Origin of the sequence: Nesterenkonia sp. Act20, from assembly GCF_019173455.1 — a bacterium.
Lineage (GTDB): Bacteria > Actinomycetota > Actinomycetes > Actinomycetales > Micrococcaceae > Nesterenkonia.
This window is the reverse complement of sequence record NZ_JADPQH010000001.1, coordinates 1,993,847-2,016,068: the sequence shown is the minus strand read 5'-3', so window position 1 is coordinate 2,016,068 and position 22,222 is coordinate 1,993,847. Positions and strand designations below refer to the sequence as shown.

19 protein-coding genes are annotated in these 22,222 nt (G+C 63.4%); 7 read left to right on the top strand and 12 right to left on the bottom strand.

Annotation, left to right across the window (positions count from 1 at the left end; all coding sequences use genetic code 11):
• Window positions 1-50: 50 nt before the first annotated feature.
• The gene (locus tag IY716_RS09300; protein WP_218221242.1) at window positions 51-995 is read right to left on the bottom strand and encodes a Sir2 family NAD-dependent protein deacetylase; all 945 of its coding nucleotides are present in this window, start codon (window positions 993-995) and stop codon (window positions 51-53) included.
• A gap of 3 nt (window positions 996-998) precedes the next feature.
• Window positions 999-1,199 carry a DUF3073 domain-containing protein gene (locus tag IY716_RS09295; protein ID WP_218221241.1) on the bottom strand — a complete coding sequence of 67 codons (201 nt, stop codon included), beginning with the start codon at window positions 1,197-1,199 and terminating at the stop codon, window positions 999-1,001.
• 277 nt (window positions 1,200-1,476) lie between these two features.
• On the opposite strand from IY716_RS09295, the gene IY716_RS09290 reads away from it, so the two are divergent.
• Entirely contained in the window at window positions 1,477-2,076 is a 600-nt protein-coding gene (locus tag IY716_RS09290; protein WP_218221240.1) for a methylated-DNA--[protein]-cysteine S-methyltransferase, read from the top strand.
• A gap of 148 nt (window positions 2,077-2,224) precedes the next feature.
• Window positions 2,225-2,800 carry a dihydrofolate reductase family protein gene (locus tag IY716_RS09285; RefSeq protein ID WP_218221239.1) on the top strand — a complete coding sequence of 192 codons (576 nt, stop codon included), beginning with the start codon at window positions 2,225-2,227 and terminating at the stop codon, window positions 2,798-2,800.
• A gap of 100 nt (window positions 2,801-2,900) precedes the next feature.
• Here the strand turns inward: IY716_RS09285 and clpB are convergent, their stop codons facing one another.
• Both clpB and IY716_RS09275 read right to left on the bottom strand, forming a co-directional pair.
• The gene (gene clpB, locus IY716_RS09280) at window positions 2,901-5,537 is read right to left on the bottom strand and encodes an ATP-dependent chaperone ClpB (protein ID WP_218221238.1); all 2,637 of its coding nucleotides are present in this window, start codon (window positions 5,535-5,537) and stop codon (window positions 2,901-2,903) included.
• A 141-nt stretch (window positions 5,538-5,678) separates the two neighbouring features.
• A complete protein-coding gene (locus IY716_RS09275) occupies window positions 5,679-6,191 on the bottom strand; it encodes a GNAT family N-acetyltransferase (RefSeq protein WP_218221237.1) in 513 nt (170 codons plus the stop codon).
• Window positions 6,192-6,797: 606 nt separating this feature from the next.
• Between IY716_RS09275 and IY716_RS09270 the strand changes: the two genes are divergently transcribed.
• Entirely contained in the window at window positions 6,798-7,148 is a 351-nt protein-coding gene (locus IY716_RS09270; protein WP_218221236.1) for a hypothetical protein, read from the top strand.
• A 33-nt stretch (window positions 7,149-7,181) separates the two neighbouring features.
• Window positions 7,182-8,147: a helix-turn-helix domain-containing protein gene (locus tag IY716_RS09265; RefSeq protein ID WP_218221235.1), complete on the top strand. Its 966-nt coding sequence runs from the start codon at window positions 7,182-7,184 to the stop codon at window positions 8,145-8,147.
• A gap of 201 nt (window positions 8,148-8,348) precedes the next feature.
• Here IY716_RS09265 and IY716_RS09260 read toward each other — a convergent pair whose 3' ends face one another.
• Window positions 8,349-8,864 carry a hypothetical protein gene (locus IY716_RS09260; RefSeq protein ID WP_255316486.1) on the bottom strand — a complete coding sequence of 172 codons (516 nt, stop codon included), beginning with the start codon at window positions 8,862-8,864 and terminating at the stop codon, window positions 8,349-8,351.
• 255 nt (window positions 8,865-9,119) lie between these two features.
• On the opposite strand from IY716_RS09260, the gene IY716_RS09255 reads away from it, so the two are divergent.
• Window positions 9,120-9,899, top strand: a complete 780-nt coding sequence (locus IY716_RS09255) for a universal stress protein (RefSeq protein ID WP_218221234.1) — start codon at window positions 9,120-9,122, stop codon at window positions 9,897-9,899.
• 102 nt (window positions 9,900-10,001) lie between these two features.
• On the opposite strand, the gene IY716_RS09250 is transcribed toward IY716_RS09255, so the two are convergent.
• The 5 genes from IY716_RS09250 to IY716_RS09230 all read right to left on the bottom strand — a co-directional run bounded on the left by IY716_RS09250 (window position 10,002) and on the right by IY716_RS09230 (window position 15,952).
• Window positions 10,002-10,199 carry a hypothetical protein gene (locus IY716_RS09250; RefSeq protein WP_218221233.1) on the bottom strand — a complete coding sequence of 66 codons (198 nt, stop codon included), beginning with the start codon at window positions 10,197-10,199 and terminating at the stop codon, window positions 10,002-10,004.
• A gap of 129 nt (window positions 10,200-10,328) precedes the next feature.
• On the bottom strand, window positions 10,329-11,852 hold the full coding sequence (locus IY716_RS09245; protein ID WP_218221232.1) for a SulP family inorganic anion transporter: 1,524 nt from the start codon (window positions 11,850-11,852) through the stop codon (window positions 10,329-10,331).
• Window positions 11,853-12,022: 170 nt separating this feature from the next.
• Window positions 12,023-12,403: a MerR family transcriptional regulator gene (locus tag IY716_RS09240; RefSeq protein WP_255316485.1), complete on the bottom strand. Its 381-nt coding sequence runs from the start codon at window positions 12,401-12,403 to the stop codon at window positions 12,023-12,025.
• A 676-nt stretch (window positions 12,404-13,079) separates the two neighbouring features.
• The gene (locus IY716_RS09235; protein ID WP_218221231.1) at window positions 13,080-14,423 is read right to left on the bottom strand and encodes a cytochrome P450; all 1,344 of its coding nucleotides are present in this window, start codon (window positions 14,421-14,423) and stop codon (window positions 13,080-13,082) included.
• Window positions 14,424-14,752: 329 nt separating this feature from the next.
• Window positions 14,753-15,952: an aromatic acid exporter family protein gene (locus IY716_RS09230; RefSeq protein WP_369699654.1), complete on the bottom strand. Its 1,200-nt coding sequence runs from the start codon at window positions 15,950-15,952 to the stop codon at window positions 14,753-14,755.
• 446 nt (window positions 15,953-16,398) lie between these two features.
• On the opposite strand from IY716_RS09230, the gene IY716_RS09225 reads away from it, so the two are divergent.
• On the top strand, window positions 16,399-17,658 hold the full coding sequence (locus tag IY716_RS09225) for a cation:proton antiporter (RefSeq protein ID WP_218221229.1): 1,260 nt from the start codon (window positions 16,399-16,401) through the stop codon (window positions 17,656-17,658).
• A gap of 175 nt (window positions 17,659-17,833) precedes the next feature.
• On the opposite strand, the gene IY716_RS09220 is transcribed toward IY716_RS09225, so the two are convergent.
• Window positions 17,834-19,540 (bottom strand): ABC1 kinase family protein, encoded by a 1,707-nt coding sequence (locus IY716_RS09220; RefSeq protein WP_369699653.1) that lies wholly within the window; start codon window positions 19,538-19,540, stop codon window positions 17,834-17,836.
• 51 nt (window positions 19,541-19,591) lie between these two features.
• Window positions 19,592-20,161, bottom strand: coding sequence for a PadR family transcriptional regulator (locus IY716_RS09215; protein ID WP_369699652.1), 570 nt, complete (start codon window positions 20,159-20,161; stop codon window positions 19,592-19,594).
• Window positions 20,162-20,799: 638 nt separating this feature from the next.
• Between IY716_RS09215 and IY716_RS09210 the strand changes: the two genes are divergently transcribed.
• On the top strand, window positions 20,800-22,176 hold the full coding sequence (locus IY716_RS09210) for an ABC transporter substrate-binding protein (RefSeq protein WP_218221228.1): 1,377 nt from the start codon (window positions 20,800-20,802) through the stop codon (window positions 22,174-22,176).
• The last annotated feature ends 46 nt before the right edge of the window (window positions 22,177-22,222 follow it).

Sequence of the window (22,222 nt, the reverse complement as noted above, 5' to 3'; positions counted from 1 at the left end):
TACTATACTATACGTACGGTAAAGTAACTACCTCGCGGAATCCTTCCAGGTCAGTGCAGAAGCGCGTCGAGCTCTTCCAGCGCGGGAGTGATGCGGGTGCGCCAGCGCCAATCAGCCTTCGCGTCTGCGCGGGACGGTCCGCCATTGATCACACCGATCGCGCGGTTCGACTGGTGCATGGTGAGTGCGATCTTGAACCCGCTCATCACCGCCATGGAGCTGCCCACGACCAGAAGTGCGGAGGAAGCGGTGACCAGCTCATCCACCGCGGCCTTGCGCTCGGCGGGGACGGATTCGCCGAAGTAGACGACGTCGGGCTTCAGCCTGTCCGAGCCGCAGACCAGGCAGGTAATCATGTGGAACTTCTCCACCCAGGACTGATCCAGGGTGACGTCGCCGTCGGGGTTGACGTTCTCCGCGGCGGCGAAGGCAGCCTCGGCGTAGCCGGGGTTTGCCTCCTGCAGCCGGGAGTCCATGGAGGAGCGCGTCTCGCGGTTGCCGCAGTTCAGACAGATGACCGAGTCCATGTCGCCATGGAGTGCGATCACCGGATCTGAACCGGCGGCGCGGTGGAGACCGTCGACGTTCTGGGTGATCAGCCCACTGATCAGGCCGTCCGACTGCCACTTCGCAAGGAGTGAATGCGCTTCATTCGGATCAGCGCGGTGCATCTGACGCCAGCCCACAAACCCGCGAGCCCAATAGCGACGGCGCGCCGCGGGGTCATGCTGGAACTCCTGGTAGGTCATCGGGCGGTGCCGGTGCAGGGAGCCCTGGGGACCGCGATAGTCAGGTATGCCGGAGTCGGTGGAGACGCCTGCGCCGGTGACGACAAGGACGTTGCCGGAGTCCAGCATCGCGCGGATGCCTTCCCGTGCAACCTCGTCCGGCTGCGGCTCGGCGGTGTCCTCGACGACTCGAGCGATGGAACGCAGCGCTGCTCTGTGCGCGTTCTCGACAGGCTTCGTGAAGGCCTCAGAGGTGGGCTCAGTCACGGGTCAGCGCCCGTACTTATCCTCGTACGGGTCAAAGCTGCTGCTGCGCTCTTCAGCATCCGGTCGCGATCGGACTGGAGTGTCCACGTCACCGCGGGTCTTGGCGAGCTCCCTCTCGAGAGCGGTCAGGTCGGTGTCCGGAGTGTAGTACTTGATCTCCCGAGCCTGCTTCGTAGCTTTCGCCTTCTGACGGCCACGCCCCATAAGCGAGACCCCCTCTGTCTTCTCGTGTCCTCTACGACGCCGGGCAGGGCTCATCGCGGGATCAGCTGTTTAAAAGTAGTTCGTGCTCACTAGGTTAACATGACTGGCCCTACTCCGTCGTCGAATGTCCGCTGGAGGTCATCACGATCACACAGCGGCGAGACTTTCCCAGGATCAGTCTTCTGCTTCAACGCCGCGAGGGCGCACTCTGTTCCGCTCCTCCACAGGTCCGCTGCCCAGGTGGACCTGGCTGGCCGGGCGGTGGAGAATTCGCTCTATGACTGATGCGCCACTCCCGCCGGAGTCCAACCTGCCCGAACTCCGCTGGTGCTCGGCGTCCCTTGAGGGCCTGGGCGCGATCGTGGTGATCTACTCCCCCGAGGACGAGACCATCCGCGCCGCCTCACTGGCCCAGGCGCTCGACGACGAGCCCGAGGTGGCCGCGATCGGCCGAGTGCTGGAGCAGCTGATGGATCGGCTGGAGTTGCTGGCCCCCTCCACTGCCGCCCGGGAGATGAAGCCCCTTCCCGCCAGCACCGGCAAGGTGGCCGAGGCCGTGGCAGCCTATGCCGCCGGTGAGCACACCGCGCTGGATGAGATCCCCGTGGTGCAGCCGGGCTCGGAATACCGGCAGGACGTCTGGGCTGCGATGCGCGAGGTCCCCGCCGGGGAGACGGTCTCCTATGCGGAGCTCGCCCAGATGGCGGGCCGGCCGCTGGCCCACCGGGCCGCGGCGAGTGCCTGCGCGAACAACCTGGTCGCCTTCGCGGTGCCGTGCCACCGGGTGATCCGCTCCGACGGCGGGATCGGCGGATACGGCTTCGGCGGCACCGGGACCAAACGGGCGCTCCTCGCCCGCGAAGGCCTGCTTCTCTGACTCTCCTGGGTGGTTGAGTTCTCCGGTCACTACGTACCGACCGGAGAACTCAACTGCCCCAGTGGAGGGGTTGAACTTCAGGGCCCTCGCCCCGTGACATCCTCGAAAGGCCTCGTGCATACTCAGCCTTCTCAGAAGAGGAGGTCACATGTCCCGGGAATTGGTGTGGACAGGTTTCATGTCGGTCGATGGCGTCGTGGATTCACCGGGTGGCACCATCGAGGGCCACCGCAGCGGCGGGTGGGTGCTCGACACCAAGTTCATTCCTGAGGCCTTCTCGCTCAAGGAAGAAGAGCTGGATGAAACGACGGCGCTGATGTTCGGCCGTCGCAGTTACGAGTACTTCGCGCCGGTCTGGCGCGACTCCGAAGATCACGTCGCGTTCAAAGAGCTGCCGAAATACGTGACCTCCACCAGTCTGGACGAGAGCTCATTGATCGATGGCTGGGGGTCCATCACGCTGCTGCGCTCCACCGATGATGTCGCCGCGCTCAAACAAGACGACGGCGGCGCGATCTTCATCCACGGCAGCGCCGCTCTGGCGCGCAGTCTGCTGGACGCCGGGTTGATCGATCGATACAACCTGCTCATCTATCCCGTGCTGCTGGGAGCCGGAAAGCGCCTGTTCACTGCGGAGGACCGGCCGGCGAAGAAACTGACCCTGCGCGAGGCGGCGCACTACGCCAACGGAGTCATGAAGGCCATCTACGACGTCGAGCATTGAAGCCACCACGGGAGCTACCCCCGCTTCGCCCAATTCTCCAGGCTGGTTGAGTTGTCCGGTCACTACGTACCGACCGGAGAACTCAACTGACCATGAGGGTTCAGCTGTCCAGAAGCAGCGGACCGTTCACCGGCTTCTTGGACACCGTGAGTCCGTGCATCGATTCACCGTCCAGGGTGAGCTCCTCGCGGTCCACCAACACAGTGTCTCCATCCTCCACCTCGCCGGAGAGCAGCGCGCGGGCGAGCTGATCGCCGATCTCGCGCTGCACCAGCCGGCGCAGCGGCCGAGCGCCATAGGCCGGGTCATAGCCGGTGAAAGCCAGCCAGTCCCGGGCAGCCTCGGTGACCTCCAGGGTGAGCCTGCGCGCCGTCATGCGGTCCTGCAGCAGTTTGATCTGCAGCTCCACGATGCCGCTGAGCTGCTCCATGGAGAGCGGATCGAACATCACGATGTCATCGAGCCGGTTGAGGAACTCAGGCTTGAAGGAAGCGTGCACCACGTCCATGACCCGCTGCTCCTTGAGCCTCGGCTCCAGCGTCTGATCGACCAGGAACTGAGAGCCCATGTTCGAGGTCATGATCAGCACCACATTGCGAAAGTCCACGGTGCGGCCGTGGCCATCGGTCAGCCGGCCGTCGTCGAGGACTTGCAGAAGGATGTCGAAGACCTCGGGATGCGCCTTCTCCACCTCATCGAGCAGGATCACCGAATACGGACGACGCCGGACTGCTTCAGTGAGCTGGCCACCTTCGTCATAGCCCACATACCCTGGGGGCGCTCCGACCAGACGGGACACCGAGTGTTTCTCCGAGTACTCCGACATGTCGATCCGGACCATGGAGCGTTCGTCGTCGAAGAGGAACTCCGCGAGCGCCTTGGCCAGCTCGGTCTTGCCCACGCCGGTGGGGCCCAGGAACATGAAGGAGCCGGTGGGCCGGTCCGGGTCCGCGACGCCGGTGCGCGCGCGGCGGACGGCATCGGAGACCGCCGTCACGGCCTTGGTCTGACCGATCAGCCGGGAGCCGATGAGGTCTTCCATCGTCAGCAGCTTCTCGGTCTCGCCCTGCAGCAACCGGCCGGCCGGGATACCGGTCCACGCGGCAATGACCCCGGCGATGCCGTCGGCGTCGACCTCATCGGCAACCATCTTCTTCTCCGGAGCCGGAGTGGAGGCATCCTCCTCCTCCGCGGCGGCCAGATCCTTCTCCACCTGCGGGATCTCGCCGTAGAGCAGACGTGAGGCCTCGGCCAGATCGCCGTCACGCTGAGCGCGTTCGGCGGCGGACTTCAGCTCGTCGAGCTTCACGCGCAGCTCACCGGCACGGTTGAGCTCACCCTTCTCAGCTTCCCAGCGGGCAGTGAGCTCAGCGAGCTCCTCTCGCTTGTCCGCGAGGTCACCGCGCAGGGACTGCAGCCTCTCGGCGGAGCCCGGGTCGGTCTCATTCGCCAGGGCGAGTTCTTCCATGGTGAGCCGGTCCACCACGCGGCGCAGCTCATCGATCTCCACCGGGGCGGAGTCGATCTCCATGCGCAGCCGGGACGCAGCCTCGTCGATCAGGTCGATGGCCTTATCCGGGAGCTGGCGGCCGCTGATATAGCGGTCAGAGAGGGTGACCGCGGCGACCAGGGCGTTGTCCGCGATGCCGACCTTGTGGTGCGCCTCGTAGCGTTCCTTGATCCCACGCAGAATCGCGATCGCGTCGGCCACGGATGGCTCGCCCACGTAGACCTGCTGGAAGCGACGCTCCAGGGCGGCGTCGGCCTCGATGTTCTCGCGGTACTCGTTCAGCGTGGTGGCGCCGATCAGCCGCAGCTCACCGCGGGCCAGCATCGGCTTGAGCATGTTGGAGGCATCCATGGAGCCCTGCGAGGCACCGGCGCCGACCACGGTGTGGATCTCGTCGATGAAGGTCACGATCCGCCCCTCGGCAGCCTTGATCTCTTCGAGCACTGCCTTGAGCCGCTCCTCGAATTCACCGCGGTACTTCGCCCCGGCGATCATCGCGCCGAGGTCCAGCGAGATCAGCGTCTTCTCGCGCAGGGACTCGGGGACGTCACCGGCGACCATGCGCTGCGCCAGGCCCTCGACGACGGCGGTCTTGCCGACCCCGGGCTCACCGATCAGGACCGGATTGTTCTTGGTGCGGCGTGAGAGCACCTGGACGACGCGGCGGATCTCGGAATCACGACCGATCACCGGATCCAGCTTGCCGGAGCGGGCGATCTCGGTCATGTCGGTGCCGTACTTCTCCAGCGCCTGGAAGGAGTTCTCCGGGTCCGGGGTGGTGACCTTGCGGTCTCCGCGCAGGCCGGGGAGCTCGGCCTTGAGTGCCTGGATCGTGGCGCCGGCTTCGGCGAGCGCCTTGCCGGTGGGGCCGGCGTCGGAAGCTGCGCCGATCAGCAGGTGCTCGGTGGAGACGAAGTCGTCGCCGAAGTCCTCAGCCTGCGCTTGGGCGGCCTTGATGACACTGAGCCCGGCCGGGGAGAACTGCGGGGCGGCTACGGAGTCCCCGCTGGTGGCCGGCAATGACTTGATGATGGCTGAGGCGCGCGTGCTCACGGCGTCGGGGTCTGCGCCTGCGGCCTTGAGCAGGGCGACCGCCATGGACTCCCGCTGATCCATGAGCGCCTTGAGGATGTGTGCGGGCTCCACCTGCGGATTGCTCGCGGTGTTGGCGTTCATCGCGGCGGCCGAGACCGCCTCCTGTGATTTGGTCGTGAGTTTGACGTCCATGTCTGCCCCTCCCAGTGCGTGATAGCGCTGACTGCCGGCCAGCGATTCTAAACTTGAGTCCATCATACTCAACTTTGCGAACAGTGGAGATATTCCTCTGGTTCGCCTAGGGACGAGTGCGGGCGCGACGCCGACTTGCGGTTACTCGATCTGAAATTTGAATCCGCGGTGGGAACCCACAAATCCCAGCCGCTCGTAGAACCTGTGGGCCTCCGTCCTTTGTGAGTCTGATGTGAGTTGCACCAGGGAGGCGCTGGCTGCTGGAGCAGCCACCTCAAGCGCCCACTTCATCATCGCGGTACCGATGCCGCTTGACCGGGACTCACCGGCAACTCTGACCGCTTCGATCAAGAGGCGTGTCGAGCCCCTACGGGCCATGCCTGGGATCCTCGTAAGTTGCATCGTGGCCAACGGATAGTCATCCTCACCGACAACCACCAGAATCTCGTTGGAGCGGTCTGCCATCAACTCCAGGAGTGCGCTCTCGTATAGATCAGCGTCGCTGGAGACGGCACGGTCACCTCGTCCGGCGCTGATTGCATCGTCGGCGAGAAGGGCCATAAGTCCCACCAGGTCATCGTGACGTGCTCGCCGGAGAGCCAAGGTGCCGCTTCTGACGGACATCGGCGCGGGAAGCAGCAGATTCGAGATCATTTCATCAGTCTTCCACTGGGGACGCTCTGGTTCACCTACCGAAATCCGTCCATGCGATCCACGCCAAAAACCACTCAGTCTGTGACTGGACCCTCACGCGTTCGCTCCTCGCAATAGGCAAGCAGCGCACTTGCCACCCCGCGTCGCAGGAACTTCGGCGCGACGAAAGCATGTCTACGCATCCGTCAGGGCTCACGTCCGAGAACCCGACCACTTGTCTACTCACGGTCCCGACGACACTGCCCCGGGCCAGCATCGCGGCGTCCCAGCCGTCGAGGCTCACGCCTGGATCACTACGGAGTCGTGCATGGGCCTCCACACTGAATCGTTCAGTTCCGTACTTCAGCTTTTGACGCTGGAGTCCCTCGGGGCTGAACCCGGCGTTGGCAGCAACTCTGCAAGAGGCCGGACTCAATTCCCAGAAGACCCGGGAGCAGATCGCCGATCGGGCACGGACCGCGTCCCCAGATGCAATCCGCCGAGACCCGAGCGCCGGGCTGAAGGCCTGCCCTGCCGGTATAGAGATCAGTTAGAGTCCAGTGCGCGCCCCATCATCGGTCTCGTGCACGATATCGGCACACAGTTCATGGACACAGGGCACTACTGATGGCTGACTCTCAATCGATCACCGTCATATGGGTCGGACCATCCATCACCCTTCCCAGCGGCGTCCGCGCAGAGCAGAGGTCCAGCCCCCTCCGCACATTGCGAAACAGGTCCTTGAAATCCCAGGTCGTGACGGGGAGACGCTCCCGGGCAGGCACCGAGGACCTGCCGATATACGCGAAGACAGCAATCGTGAGGACCACGGGCAGCAGTGACAGCATCATATTCCTTTCGATAGGCGACCTCTCTCGGGACGACGCCGGCGGCAACGGTGTCAACTGCCGCGGCGGCGAGGAGTTCGAGGTCTTCATCATCGAACTCCTGAAGCCCAAGGAACAGTGGCAGAAATGACCGGTTACGATAATTTTCTGCCATACTCTTGTCATGATGAAGTCAGTAGCTGTCATCGCTGTTCCCACACTCTCCCTCTTTGAGTTCGGCGTGGTGGGTGAGGTGTTCGGGATCGACCGCTCAGCCCTGAACGTGGGACTTCCCGCGTTCGAGTTCACCACCTGCACTGCTGTGCCAGGCCTCATGGCGACGAACGCTGGGGTCTCTGTGAGCATCGAACACGACCTCTCAGCCGTGCAAGACGCGGATCTCGTAGTCATGGCTCCGTACTCCCGAGGAACACCTCTTCCATCCTCCGTCGCCGATGCGCTGCAGGCTGCCAATGACAGGGGCGCCCGCATTCTTTCGGTATGCTCGGGGGCTTTTGCCCTGGCCGAGGCTGGGCTACTCGATGGACGCAAAGCGACGACCCACTGGAAGTACTCTCAGCAGCTCGCTGCGGAGTATCCCAACATCGACGTCGATGAGGACGTCTTGTATGTAGAAGATGGAAATATCATCACCAGCGCAGGAACGGCTGCGGGTATCGATGCCTGCCTCTATCTGGTCCGCGAAGAGTTTGGAGCGAAAGCTGCCACCGCGATCGCCCGAGGGATGGTGGTTCCGCCCCACCGAGACGGCGGCCAGGCGCAGTACATCGACCGGCCGGTGCCGATACGCACCGGCGACCCGATGGAAGAGCTCCTGGTCTGGCTCAGCGAGAACGTGGACAAGCAGTTCTCCATCACAGAACTGGCTCAGCGCATGCACATGTCTGATCGCACCTTCGCGCGTCGCTTTCGCGCCGCGACCGGCACGACACCGGCCTCGTGGATCACGTCTCAACGCATCCTCCGAGCGCAGACCCTGCTCGAAGACAGTCAGCTCAGCATCGATGAGATTGCTCGCGAGGCCGGCTTCGGACACGCAGTCCTCCTTCGGCATCACTTTCAACGGACGCTTGGCACCAGCCCCGCGTCCTACCGGCAAGCGTTCCGCGGTCGCGTGCTGAGCCCCTAAAGGCGTCGAAGCGACCTCATCCCTGACGGGCGCCAACTGAAGCGCGCCAGTCTTGCCGTGCGGTGCCCAAGGAACAGCAGCCAGCTACTGACGAGGTCTTCGTAGGAAGAACCTCGGATGCCCCCAAGGTTCAACCACGGACGCCTCGGCCCCAGCGAATGCCGACAGAATCGGTGAGGACGCACGGGGGCCCCGCCTCTTTTACTCGCCGGTGTTCTGACGTCCGATCTTGCCTGTAAGTCCATCCACTAGCAGGATCACGAAAAGGACCACCAGCGCGGCGGCGCTCAAGGCGTAAAGCACCATGCCCCAGGGCGCATGATCTGCCCCAGTCGTTGCGAAGGTGTCGGCTATCCCCATGCCGGCCGGGAACGATGCGATCCAATGCGCAGGTACAGCCAACACGAGTATCAGCACGTTCATCGTGACGACTACCCGCACCCGGGGGATGGAGCCAAGCAATGCCGCAAGGAGGACCGCTGCGGCCAACAGCACCCCGATAACGGCCCATGCCATGACCAGTGGTGCGGCTAGGGTCTCGTTCGCCTGCGCGAGCTCCGAGTTAATCTCACTGAGCGTTGCCCCGGGCACGGCGGCCAGCGGGTTCCACACGAGGATCTGCAGGGCCCCGACCACTGCATACCCGGCCATAACAATGAACCCCACCACTCCCGCCTGGATAGTGCGATTCCGCGCGTCCCGCCCCCCGTCATTCATAGCCGCAGACTACTGGATTCCTCCAGTGACTCACCCCGCCTGATACGTCGAGTCATTTGTGCATCCTTCTGCGGGCAGCGAATCCTCAACCGGACGATGAATGCCTGCAAGACGACCGGCTTACGGGCACCGGCACGCCCAAGAGAACACTGAGACGGACCAGAACTCTGACAGTAAGTCTTCAAGCGGGAAAGAGGTCCGTTGAAGCGCGCTCACTGAATCCTTCGAACACTCACGTCATGTTAGGGTCGGCTCATGATGACACCAGAAGGAGCAATTGTCCTCGGCTATGGCGGATCAGAACACAGCAAAATCGCTCTGGCCTGGGCCGACAATATTGCCGCTGAACTGTCTCGCCCTCTCCAGGTGATTGTCTCAGCACTGCATGTGCGGGGAGCAGCTGAGGTGCCTCAGCACCTCCGGGCGGGTCATGTCACCGATGAGTTAAACCAGCTGCTCGCTGATGCGAAGGCCCCTCAGACTTCAGTCACCAATGTACTCAATGCTCCGGGTGAGGCCCTCGTGCGTGAAAGTAAGCATGCGTACCTCACTGTGCTCGGTTCGCGAACGCATGGCCCGCTCCAGAGCATGGTGTACGGCTCTGTAAGCCAGCACGTTACCCGCCAGGCCGCCGGTCCGGTCGTCGTAGTTCGTGAGCCGTATACTCCCCGCGCTGGTCTCATCGTGGTCGGGATAGACGGCTCCGAGCCGAGCAAACACGCGTTGGAGTTCGCCGTGCGACATGCCCGAGATACCGGCGGGCGTATCCTCGCCATGCATGTCCAAAGCAAGCACGACGGCCACACAGACGGACAAGTTGATCAGGTGCTCGCCGAGGCGCGTCTGAATGACGTTCCTTTGGAGATCGAGCATGTTCGGGGCATTGCATCCGAGAAACTCGCTGAGGCAAGCCGGGAAGCCGACCTTCTCGTCACCGGCACTCGCGGGCGCAGCCCGCTCAGCACGCTCATCATGGGATCAGTGAGCCACGCAGTTCTCGAGCATTCGCAGTGCCCCGTCGCCGTAGTTCGGTGACGCGCTTCGTTCTCAGCTCGGGGAAAGCACCACCTGCAGGACGGCCATTCCGTCTTGCTCCGTGAGGGGCTAACGGGGTCTCCCGGTGCACCAGCTTTGGGCTTAGTTGGCCGACTCTTCGTCGTTCTCGATGTCTTCTACGTCGTCATCTGCTGGGCCGGTATCGCTTTCGAGGACCGGTGGCGTGCTCTCGACCTGTTCCCCGGGTTCGGGTTCACTGGCCGGGCCGGACTCGGCATCGCAGCCGGTGAGAGCCAGCAAAGCTGAGGCTGCCAGCGCAGTGATCATCTTCGTCTTCATGAGTCCTCTTCTTCTCGAGGCAAACATCGCCTAGCAGACCGCGTGGAAGCCCGGCGCCTGACAGTCACTGCAGGCACGGGGCTTCCACACAGTCCGTTCGAGGGGAGTTCACCGACAAGTGACCCTTGCTCAGTGACCTGCACCGAGGTTACCGGTCATCCGATCGTGCAGCGCCTGACTGGCGGTATTGAGACCGGAGATCTCCACGTGCTTTCCGTACTTGGAATACTTCTCGGTGATCGCGTCCAGGGAAGCCACCGTCGAGGCATCCCAGACGTGTGACCCGTACATGTCGATCACGATGTGATCGGGATCCTCCGCGTAGTTGAACTGGGTGTAGAGATCATTCGAGGAGGCGAAGAACAACTCCCCGATGACCTCATACTTCGCGATCTCCTCACCGAAGTGCTGCTCGATCCGACGCTCCACCGTCGCCAGGTGAGCCACCCGGCGGGCGAAGAGGACGAAGGCCGTCAGCACGCCGAGTCCCACACCGATCGCCAGGTTGTGTGTCCAGACGGTCGCGATCACCGTGATCAGCATGACCGTGGTCTCGGACTTGGGCATCATCTTCAGCGTGGAGGGCTTGATGCTGTGCCAGTCGAAGGTGGCGACCGAGACGAAGATCATCACCGCGACCAGTGAGGCCATCGGGATCATCGCCACGATGTCACCCAGCGCCACGGCCAGGAACAGGACGAAGACGCCGGCCATGAAGGTCGAGATACGGGTACGGGCCCCGGAGGCCTTCACGTTGATCATGGTCTGGCCGACCATGGCGCAGCCGCCCATGCCGCCGAAGAAACCGCTGATCACGTTGGCGACGCCCTGGCCCCAGGATTCGCGGACCTTGCCGGAGCGGGTGTCGGTGACATCATCGACCAGCTTGGCAGTCATCAGCGACTCAAGCAGACCCACAGCCGCCATACCCAGCGCGTAGGGCGCGATGATCTGGAAGGTCTCCATGGTGAAAGGGACATCTGGGATGAACAGCGACGGGATGGACTGCGGCAGCTCGCCCTTGTCACCCACGGTCGGGACGTTCAATGCGAACACGACCGCGAGGACGGTCAGCAGCACGATGGAGACCAGCGGGGCTGGCACGATCTTGGTGATCCGTGGCAGCAGGTAGATGACCACCAGCCCGAGTGCCACCAGCGGGTACACCAGCCACGGGACATCGATGAGATCAGGGAACTGCGACGTGAAGATCAGGATCGCCAGAGCGTTGACGAAGCCGACCATGACCGAGCGCGGGATGAATCGCATCACCTTCGCCACGCCGATGACGCCCATGATCACCTGGAACACACCGGCCAGGATCACCGCGGCGATGAAATAGTTGAGACCGTGACTCTCCACCAGCGGGGCGATTACGAGCGCAGTGGCGGCCGTGGCGGCGGAGATCATCGCCGGGCGACCGCCGAGGAAGGCAATAGACACCGCCATCGTGAAGGAGGCGAAGAGTCCGATGCGTGGGTCCACGCCCGCGATCAGTGAGAAGGCGATGGCCTCCGGGATCAGCGCGAGCGCCACGACCAGTCCTGCCAGGATCTCGGTCTTGAGCAGTCGTGGAGACTTCAGGGTGCGGAAGACGGATTGGCGTTCTTCCGGAGTGAGCTCAGCGTGTGGCGCGACAGTGGAGGCGGCCATGAATCTCCGTTCGGCGTTGTGGACACAAGAGTGCCCGGGTTCAAGGTCTGCGAGTGTGCGCGCAGCGGTGCGCGCTAAAAGAATGAGGAGTCCGAGCGGTCATGCTCGCGCGGCCTACACCAACTCTACCCTTACGTAAGAGTAGAGTTGCAAATGATGTGAGGAAGGTCTCAGTGGCGCAGTTTGCCTTCGAGGTCCTCGACGATGTGCTCAGCTTGCTTCAGATAAGCTGCGAGCTTCTGACGTTCCCGCGTAACTCGTTGCAGAGCTACTTCGGCTTCCTTGCGCTGATCTGCCGTGAGGGACTCCAGGTCCAGGAGTCCCACGACCTCAGCGATCTCTTCGAGGCTGAAGCCCAGGGGCTTGAGGTAGTTGATGCGTTGGAGCCGGGCCTGGTCGGCTTCGGTGTAGACACGAAACCCACCTTCGGTGCGGCTGGTGGCTGGCAGCAGGCCGATATCGCCGTAATGGCGGATGGTGCGCAGAGACAGACCGGTGCGTTCGGCGAGCTCACCGATGTGCATCACCGCATCTGTCAGGTTCTCCGACATGGAACCTCCTCTGCATCGTGGCCCACTACTTTAGCAACGCGAGCTTCTGGCCGGTCCTGGTTTCGAGGGGAGTGTGCGTGGTCACGAGCGAAGCAGGACCGTGCCACTGACGCCTGGCTAACCCTTACCTTACGGTAGGTTCCTCAACGGCAGTAGTTGTGGCAAGGAACCTTAACGGGGCGGATTGAGCGGCACACACGCAGACGCATCATGGCAGGTGGGGGCTGCTGCGCTGGCGGCCCACATGAGCGCCCCGGGCCAGAGGATGGCGATCGCGGGTCCACTGAGATCCTGATCTGGAGGTCACCCGCAAGATATGCGCGACGGCAAGTTTCAGATATGGAGGATCGTTCCATCGTGCTTAATCCAGGCCTGTCCCACCGCCCGTTGGACGATCGCTTTGCAATCGTTCATGCATTGGTTGAGGACTCAACGCGCGCTCAGGGAGCCCTCAACTCACATGCCGCGTAGCCCGGCATATCGCAGTTACGCAACAGCGCAGCTACGCGCCGTCACGGCCAGAAAGGGCACTGGGGTCCGTGTGGGGCAGCGTGGCCAGGCAGTGCTGGACCACGGAGCTATACGCACTGAGAGTTTCTCGGAGCTGTTGCTCCGCCCAGCTGATAGCTCCCCCGCCCAGTCGAGGTCTCTACGGCTGGTATCGATCGTTCTCGCGTCAGTTCGCCCGGAAACGTAGTCCAAAGTTGTTCAGCAGCGAGGGCAGATTCTCTGGGTCCAAGGAGTGGGACTCCAACTGAAGCGACGCGCGGCTGAGGATCTCTGCCATGAACTTTGACGTCAACAGCAGGACCAGATGCCGCCCGGGGCACAGACCCGGCCCTGCGCTGAAGGGCACCAGCGGCCAGTCTTCGCGGGTGCGTGGGCGCTCCCAGAGCTCCGGGGCGAAGCGGTGCGCGAAGTCCAGCTGGCGCTCATCACGGTGGAAGAACGGCGCGAAGATCAGCACGGAGGTCCCGGCGGGCATCACCCCATTGGCGAACTCCACCTCGGTCGTGGTCTCGCGCAGGATCATCGGTGTGGTGGGCCAGAGTCGCAGCGATTCCAGGACCGTAGAGCGCAGCAGCGGGAGCAGCGGTGCGGTCTCCTGCTGCTCCTCGCGGATCTGGTGCTTGACGGCGTCGAGAGTCTGGGGGTGAGCGCTCAGAAGCGCAAGCGCGCGGAAGGTGGCCATCCCCGCGGGGTCGAAGGCAAAGAGCCACTGCGGGATCTGCTGAGCCGGCTCCGCCTCGGAGCCCTGGGGCTGCTGCGTCATGAAGGCCGCGAGGCTGCCCGGTTCCGCTCGGTCCAACGCCTGCTGCATCTGCGCCAGCAGGGCGGCCCGCCCGGTCTTGTCCACGGGTTTGAGGAAGGCCCAGTTGCCGTCCGCGCGAAGCTTCTCGGTCAGCTCGGTCAGCTCGGTATTCTCCCGCGCAGAGTCACCCAGGACGACGCGTCGCACAATCCGGAACCACGCATCGAGGAAGGCGTCGTACTCCAGTACGCCGCCGGCTGCGCGCACCTCCTCCAGCAGGGCCTCCGCCTCCTGCTCCACCACGGGCATGAACATCGCCGCCATCTGGTGGATCGGGTGACCGTGGTCGAGGGTGTGTTCGTTGAGGCGACGGCGTTGGGTGCGCTCGGCACCGTGGGAGATGAGCGCGACCTTGGGCTCGAAGTGCTTGAGCGCGTGCGTCTTAAGCGTCTCGGCGGTGGCGAAGGGCTCGGGACAGTCCTCGAGCACCCGGTGGACGTCGTCAGGGTCGAGGATCAGCGCCATGTTGCGGCCCGGGATGTTCAACATCAGCGGTCCGCGTCCGTATTTGTCGGACAAGACCTGCACCCGTCGGACGCCCCGGCCGTCCAGGTCGAAGCGCTCCGAAGCGGCCACCACCTTCGGGCGCCTGATGATCGGCCCCTTGGCGACCATCGGTCCCTGCACGTCTCGGAGCACCTGGGCAGTCTCTGCCAAGGTGGCCTTCGGAAGTGGGTTCTGGACGGATGAGATCGAGCTGGCGGTCATGGCGCACCTTCATATCGGTCGGCTTCTACCTGTCGGCATGGATAGTCTCTGGTTGCCCCCAGTGGCACCGTCGCGAGCGTCTCGCTCGGAAGCAGCACCGGCAACCGTAAACTCTCACCTTCTGAACCACCTAAGCACATGAGGATTAGATCCTCCCGTTCAGTTGGCCGCTGCGTCGTGTCGATCTCTTCATCAGCTAGAGCGCCCATGTCATGGGTGTAGAAGTTCACCGTCACAGTGGGAATGGTGCCCATCACCCCGGCCTCAGGAGCCGCGTAGGACGGCATCTCAACCCGTCATTCCTCGAGAGAACCACCGCCGGCCACCCACTACAGGGAAGCTCCATGCGTCCCGGGTGCTCCCTCGCGGGCTTCACGTGCCGAGGCGACATCATCGACGACGACCACGATGTGGCGCACGCTGGCGATCAGAGAGCCGTAGACAGGCCAAGACGTTCTCGGCAACTTATGATCCTCGGACATCTCGGCAGACAACGACTCCAGGCTCTCGTGCAGAGGCGCGACCTCGGCGTCGGGATCGGAGATCCTTAGACCCACATCGGCTACGACTTCAGCCCAGCGTTCCCGGAAACGACGATCCCAATCACCTTCAGAGTAAGTCGCCTCGCGCAGTGTGCGGGTCAGATGTCGCAGATGCGAGATGCCCTCGTCAGCGCGTTCAAGGATCTCCCCGTAGTCGACCTTGTGAGAACTCCCCCGACTCTGTTCGCGGCTCGTGCTTCTCCCATGCGCGCGCAGGTTAGAGCGGCGCGATTCCCTGGCGAAGCGAACGACTCTCCAGGCAGAATCGAGCTCACGGCTCATCGATTCAGCCTCTTCGAACCATGAGTCAGCCCTGTCAGTCTCCCAGGAGTCCGAGGACTCCTCTGAGATCCGGGTCAGGAGGCTGCCCATGCGCTTGTTGATGCTGTCCACGTAGCGCCCAGCCTGTTTGTCTGCCAGCGGCGGAACGATCAACAGGTTGGCCACGATGCCAGCAGCGACGCCCACGGCAACTTCGAGGATCCGATCGTCTAACAGGGGCTCCTGACCGTCGAAGCCACTGCCGAGCACGAAGATCGCTGTGGTGGCGATCGAGATTCCCTCATCGCGGATCCAGGGCATCCGGGCGACGGTGAGCCCAACGATCAGGGCAAGGGCGAAGGTCCACAGACTGACGCCAAGGAAGTAGCCGATCGCGAAGGAAAGCCCGACACCAATGGTGGAGGCGACCGTTGTCTGCACGCCCCGTGCCAGAGAACGATGGACTGTTGCGTGGACGGTCAACAGCGCAGTCCAGGGAGCGAGAAACGGGATCTCGGATTCCAGCACTGAGACGGAGAACCACCATGCGCCGGTGGCAGCGATCACGGACTTGAGACTCTGCAGCACATCGGTGAGGAATCCCGGACGTTGCACCACGTGCTGGATCTTGTGGACGCGGGCTCGGACGGGCCCCACGTGATGCGCCTCCTCCCCGGAGTCTTGCCCTCGCTGCTGCTTCGTTGACGTCTTTGGGCTTGTGGCCACGCGTCCTCCTCCTGGTGTGAGCGGATACCTTGGGTGAGCGGCTACTGGTGGGCGGGAACAACACGCGGGGCTGCGTTTAGCGTAGGGGGTTGAGTCTCCGCGCCCAAGGGGTGAACACTCAGAGAATCCGCTCCTCATCCGTGCCCGGACCCTCAGCGACAAGACGGGTCAGATGAAACTGATGAAACATGGCAACAGAGGTCACTGGCCGTCTCCGTGGATGAAGCGCCAGGCTTCAGCCCCCTCATCGGCGTCCAGCACTCTAATCTCTCTGGGCGCTCGGCGATGCTGATCGTCACAGCAAGACAACCTGAGAAGAATCCTAACCTGACGGCGGACGCTCGCGCCGCACTGGCTTCCAAAGTTGAGCCTGCGCGGGAAAGCAACCTCTGGAGCGCGCGACCCCATTGACATGACCCTGCATTCGAACGACCAGGAGAAGATTCGTGGACTTGAACCTCGTAGTGACTCTCTTCACCGGCGCAGTAGTGGTGCTGTCCTTATACTCCAGCCTGCTGCAACGGCTGAGCCTCCCAGGACCACTCCTAGCTCTGGCGTTCGGCGTGCTCATCGGCCCGTACGCGGTCGACCTGGTGCGGATGGAAGATTTCCCACTGCCCACCGGGACACTGTTGGAACAGGCGGCTCGCGCCACTTTAGCCGTAGGACTGACCGGGGTCGCCTTGCGGCTGCCCCATGGGTACTGGAGACGCAGCATCAGGTGGCTCACAGTCATCATCGGACTGGGGATGGTCGGAATGTTGATCATCGCCACTGGAGCCCTATGGGCAGGGGCGGGGGTCCCTTTGGTGCTTGCCCTGCTGATCGCCGCGATCATCACCCCCACTGACCCGGTGGTCACCACCCCGGTGGTCACCACCCCGGTGGTCACCGGCTCAATGGCCGAGGAGAAGGTCCCCGAAAGGGTGCGATTCAACCTCTCTGCCGAAAGCGGGATCAATGACGGACTCGGCTACTTGTTCGTGATGTTGCCCGTCTTATTGATGACCGGTCCCGACACGGCGTGGCAAAAACTGCTGACCAAAGTCCTGCTCTGGGAAGTTCTTGGTGCCGCGGTGTTCGGCGCGCTGTTCGGCTACGTGCTGGCAAAGTTGTTTGTCCTGGCGAAGAACAAGAAGCTCATGGAGGAGAGTTCTTACCTCGCATTCGTGATCCCCTTTGGACTTCTGGCGCTTGGTGCCGCAAAACTACTGGGAACCGACGGGGTTCTTGCCGTATTCGTCGCGGCGGCCGTCTTCGGCCAAGTCGTCCCCGAACGGGACGAAGCACAAGAGGACAAGGTTGACGACGCCGTGAATCGGCTCTTCCTCCTTCCCGTCTTTATGCTCCTGGGGATCGCTCTGCCGCTTGACGACTGGGCTCAGCTTGGGTGGGCTGCCCCAGGCACTATCATCGTGGCGATTCTGGCCCGGCGGCTGATCATCCTCTGGGCGCTGCGACCCTTGTTGAGGTGCGTGCATGATCGTGCCGAGACGTTCTTCTTGAGCTGGTTCGCTCCCGTGGGGGTCTCCGCCCTGTTCTACGCGACCCTGGCTGAACGCCACACCGGCAACCCGGATATCTTCGTCTACGCCTCCCTGGCCATCACCGCATCGGTGGTGCTCCACGGGCTCTCTACCGCACCGATGAGCGCCTGGCTCAAACGTCACACTTCGAAAAGTCACCAGCAAGAAGCCACAGGTTGACGGACCCTTCTCGGCCTGGCGTCGGAAGCGCCCACCAGATACTGAGAGGTCACCCCAGTGCACGGAACAACTTCTCGCAGGCAGCTTCGCGTCGTCGGCGGGCCTCCCGAAGCTCGGGCCAGCGAACATCCGTCACCTCCGGGGATCATAGGCGAGTCTCCAGGTGAACCTTGGTCTAACCGCGGGCCCTCCGGGACGGGAAGACTGCATGCAGCAGCGGCAGTAGCGAGACCGCCATAAGCCCGTATCCGATGAGGCCGCTCTCGTCGCGCAGCAGTGTTCCCGTCACCACCAGTCCGGTGAACAGCACCGCGGAGATCACTCGCCGCCCCACCCTTTCCAGCGCGGCGACCCGACGGTCGAGATCAGGGGTGCGCACGGCGATACGTCCGTCGTCGATGCGGTCAGCGATCTCGGAGAACCGACCCGGGAGCCGGAGCGCCGTCGCGGCCGTGTTCGCAACCTGACGAGCCGCGTCCTGCACCGCTGGCCCGCGCTGATCGCGGATCAGCTGCTGGGCGTAGGGCTCGATGGCGTCCCAGAGGTTGAACTTCGAGTCCAGCGTGCTGCAGACCCCCGAGATCAGAGAGACCGTGCGCAGCATCAGCAGGAAATTCTCCGGCAGCTGGAACGGCAGCGAGCGGACCAGCTCACCGAACTCATTGGCGAAGTCTCGAAATTCGCGGGGGTCGACTTCCTTGAGTTCCGCGAAGCCCATGCCGCCGAACCGGGCAAAGAGCTGGGTCATCGCCCGCTCGAGTTCTGCGGTATCAGCCGAGGGAAGCAGCACACCCACGTTCTGGATCCCGTCCACCAGGCCCTTGCCATCTCGCGAGGCCGCGGCGATGAACACCCGGCGCAGCCCGTCACGCAGGGTATCGGAGATTTCCCCCATCATGCCGAAGTCGATGAAGGTCAGGTGCCAGCCGGTTGGCCCTTCATTACCGGCGGAGGCCCCATCAACCGGAGGATCCGGAGTGACGAAGATGTTCCCGGGATGCGGGTCGGCATGGAAGAAGCCGTGGGTGAAGATCTGGTCGAACATCACGTTCGCGAACTCCAGAGCAACCTCTGATGGGTCGATTCCTGCGGCTCTGAGCCGTCCGACGTCGTTGATCTTGATCGCGCTCACGTCTTCGAGGGTGAGGACCCGCCGCGTCGTGCGTTCCCACATCACCTCGGGAACGGCGACGCGCGAATCCTCGGCGAAGTTCGCCGCGAAGCGCTCGGCGTTGGACGCCTCGTTGAGGTAGTCGATCTCCTCCATGCTGGTGACGGCGAACTCCTCCACCAGAGCAGGCGCGTCGACACGGTTGCTCACCAGACGAATGTGCGACAACCAGCGGCCCACCCGTCGAAGGGCCGCGAGGTCGACGTCGACGATGTCACCGATCCCGGGGCGCTGGATCTTCACGACGGCGGCGCCGAACCCTGCCATCTCAGCGTCTTCAGGCGTGGGTACAGCCCGGTGGGCCTGGCCCAGTGATGCCGCAGCCAGGGGCGTCGAGTCCACGGTGGAATAGACATGCGACAGCGGGGCCCCCAGCTCCTGCTCGGCAGCCATCTGGATGGCCGAGAAGTCCACGCGGCTGACCTCATCCTGGAGCCCCTCCAGTTCCTTGGTGATCTCCGGAGGCAGCACGTCCAAGCGCGAGGAGAGGAACTGGCCGACCTTGATCATCAACCCGCCGAGGTCCACGGCGAGCACATGGAAACGCTGCGCGAGGCGCCGCATCCGCCGCGAGCGCCCCGGGGCGGCTAATCGCGCGAGACCGATTCTCGGCAGGAACAGCTCGAACCACCACACCTGGATCAGGTGCAGGGCGGCGAAGCGCAGGATGCGGCGGTACCGGTTGCGCAGCGCCTTGGACGAAAGGCTCACTCGGCGCCCTGCAGGCAGCGGCGCCGAGCATCACGAGGTGCAGTCACCCGGTCAGTCCTGCGCGAGGATGGAATACAGCCGACGTCGTACCTGGTCCAGCTCCTTCTCCGCCTGGCGAATCTGCTCAGGAGTTCCCGAGCGGCCCACCTGGGCGGCCGCTTGGGCCAGCTCTATGCCGGATTTGGACAGGGTCCGTACGGCGTGGCCACGAGTCTCAGCATTCTGGCTTTGCGCGGGCCACGGGCCAGCCGCCTCTGCGGCCTCCCGGCCTTCCTCGGTCAGCGAGTAGGTCTTGCGTCCACCCTCGGCCTCCGCGTGGATGAGCCCCTCATCGGCCAGCAGCTGCAATGCGGGGTAGATCGAACCGGGGCTGGGCTTCCAGGCCCCTCCGCTGCGCTCGTCGATCTCATGGATGATCTGGTAGCCGTGCATCGAGCGTTCAGTCAGAAGCGAAAGCACTGCTGAGCGCACATCGCCGCGGCCCGCTCGCGGAACCGGCTGGTTCTTGAAGGCACCACGCAGCTGGTCGAGGGCTTCCCAGATGTCACCTGAGGACCCTCCCACCGTGGGCCGAAAATCTCCGAAGATCCCCCGAGAATGGGAGTCGAATGGTCCAGTCACAACAGCCTCCTAGGCACCGCGCCCACGATGGGCCCGATCAGGCTTAACGATATATCGGCGAATATCGCCCCGTGAAGATGTGACGAGTCGACCAGGCGGCCGGAGAGAACCGAAAACAGTTCCACGCCCCACACAGAGAAATCCGCTGAAACTTGCCCGATTTCAAGCTCCCGCTCCCGGGATACGCAGATCAGAGCGATGGGCGCGCTCCCTGACTGCAACCTGCCGCGAGCATCGCACCCTTCAACCCACACACCCCCGGGGCGCACTGTCCGCGCTGGCCAGCAACGAGCCGTCTGTGACAGACGAACTCCGCCATTGCAGGCCCTTGACAGTCCGTCTGACCTGCGAATATCGACGATCTGTGCCACTTCTCAGGAGCCATGTGTGACATCGCTCGCGTTTCCTTTCGGCGCGGAAAAGGCCGGTGCGAGCCACTACAGAAGCCGTCTACCGGCCTTTTGAAAAAGATAGCACCAAAGGTTGCGTCCAGCTTCTTTCCATGGTTGTGTGTGTTCTACCTCACAGACGGCTAGAAGGTAATACTAAATGATCACCGCACAACTTTCGACGTCGATGGGTGCCCTTCGATCGCAGCGTTGAGCTGCGAACCAGATCTTCAGGAAGCGAGAACAACGATGTCCACTCACCAGAACTTCCCCCAGCCACCTCTTCCCGCCAGTTCCTCGCCGAGCCAGCACGGGGCCCGATTCATCCGGGGCCGCGCGACCCGAACCATCGGCGCACTGTCCGTGGCTTCTCTGGCTCTCGGTCTCGCGGCGTGCGGCGGTGGAGATGAGCAAAGCGGCGGAGTCAGTGAAGCTGCCAGCGACGAGGAAGTCGAGCTCACGCTGTGGCTCCAGCGCGATGAGTTCGCGCCGACCGACTCCTTCGAGGCCTTCGAGGAGGAGCACGAGAACATCACGGTCAACACGGTGACCATTCCTGCTGAGGAGCAGGTCTCCTCCTTCCTGCGCTCCTCCGCGGCAGGGGACACCCCCGATGTCTTGATGCCCACCACTGACCTGTGGCCAGCACTGGCAGAGCAGGAGGGTGCGCTCTACGACATGACTTCCCTGCTCGAGACTTGGGAGGAAGAGGACCCAGAGGGTTACGAGGCCGCCTCGGCCGGCATCAGGTTCGGCACCGCACAGGACGGGTCCACCTACGGCGTCGGCATCAGCGGCGCGCCAACCTGGACGCTCTACCGAAAGGACTGGTTCGAGGAGGCTGGCATCGAACCTCCCGAGACCTACGAAGAGCTGCTCGAGGGCGCGAAAACCATCAAGGAAGAGCACCCCGAGTCCACTGCCTTCGGTCTGGTCGGCGGCCGCAGCGCGTCGCCGGCTTCCCACTTCCTGACGTACTTCTACCGCATGGGCGGCACCCACGAGAACGGCGTGCCGCAGTTCGACTCCGAGGCGGGCATCGCACTGCTGGAGTATTACCAGGACCTCGTGAAGGAGGGCCTCGCGCACCGAGACACGCTCACATGGACGACCGATCAGACGCGCGGGACGTTCATCGAGGGCCAGCTGGGGACCGTTCAGATGTCCCAGAACCTCTACCCCACCGTCGAGGAAAGCCTGACCTACGACGAGGAATGGGCGATTCTGCCGGACATCCATCGTGAAGGCGCCGAAGACGACCTTCTGATGACATACCGCGCCGTGACCGCATTGGTCGCTGGCAGCACCGAGCACCCGTACGAGGCCTCGCTCCTCGTCCGCTATCTCGCAGGCGAGGAATACGGCGTGGATCTGTCCAAGCGCTACCAGCCCTCATTGAACGCGGCTGTACAGGAGGACGAAGAGTACTTGGACGTGGCGCCATGGGTGCCTGAATTGGCCGACAACATGGATGCGGCCGAGCCGCTGCCGGCAAATCCCAACTCGATCGAGCTCTATGAGGTCATCCAGGACATGAAGCAGGAAGCCATCGATAACCCCGATGCCGATGCTGCGGAGATCGCCGCCAACGGCCAGGAGGCGTTGGATGCCATCGGTTCCGAGTAGCGACCGGCGCCTGAACCGCGGCAGCACCACGAGACCGGGCTGCCTG

Excerpts from the sequence above, each read along its gene's own strand:
- IY716_RS09295 (WP_218221241.1), bottom strand. The coding sequence starts at position 1,199 with ATGGGGCGTGGCCGTCAGAAGGCGAAAGCTACGAAGCAGGCTCGGGAG.
- IY716_RS09290 (WP_218221240.1), top strand. The coding sequence starts at position 1,477 with ATGACTGATGCGCCACTCCCGCCGGAGTCCAACCTGCCCGAACTCCGC.
- IY716_RS09285 (WP_218221239.1), top strand. The coding sequence starts at position 2,225 with ATGTCCCGGGAATTGGTGTGGACAGGTTTCATGTCGGTCGATGGCGTC.
- clpB (WP_218221238.1), bottom strand. The coding sequence starts at position 5,537 with ATGGACGTCAAACTCACGACCAAATCACAGGAGGCGGTCTCGGCCGCC.
- IY716_RS09275 (WP_218221237.1), bottom strand. The coding sequence starts at position 6,191 with ATGATCTCGAATCTGCTGCTTCCCGCGCCGATGTCCGTCAGAAGCGGC.
- IY716_RS09270 (WP_218221236.1), top strand. The coding sequence starts at position 6,798 with ATGGCTGACTCTCAATCGATCACCGTCATATGGGTCGGACCATCCATC.
- IY716_RS09265 (WP_218221235.1), top strand. The coding sequence starts at position 7,182 with ATGATGAAGTCAGTAGCTGTCATCGCTGTTCCCACACTCTCCCTCTTT.
- IY716_RS09260 (WP_255316486.1), bottom strand. The coding sequence starts at position 8,864 with ATGAATGACGGGGGGCGGGACGCGCGGAATCGCACTATCCAGGCGGGA.
- IY716_RS09255 (WP_218221234.1), top strand. The coding sequence starts at position 9,120 with ATGATGACACCAGAAGGAGCAATTGTCCTCGGCTATGGCGGATCAGAA.
- IY716_RS09250 (WP_218221233.1), bottom strand. The coding sequence starts at position 10,199 with ATGAAGACGAAGATGATCACTGCGCTGGCAGCCTCAGCTTTGCTGGCT.
- IY716_RS09245 (WP_218221232.1), bottom strand. The coding sequence starts at position 11,852 with ATGGCCGCCTCCACTGTCGCGCCACACGCTGAGCTCACTCCGGAAGAA.
- IY716_RS09240 (WP_255316485.1), bottom strand. The coding sequence starts at position 12,403 with ATGTCGGAGAACCTGACAGATGCGGTGATGCACATCGGTGAGCTCGCC.
- IY716_RS09235 (WP_218221231.1), bottom strand. The coding sequence starts at position 14,423 with ATGACCGCCAGCTCGATCTCATCCGTCCAGAACCCACTTCCGAAGGCC.
- IY716_RS09210 (WP_218221228.1), top strand. The coding sequence starts at position 20,800 with ATGTCCACTCACCAGAACTTCCCCCAGCCACCTCTTCCCGCCAGTTCC.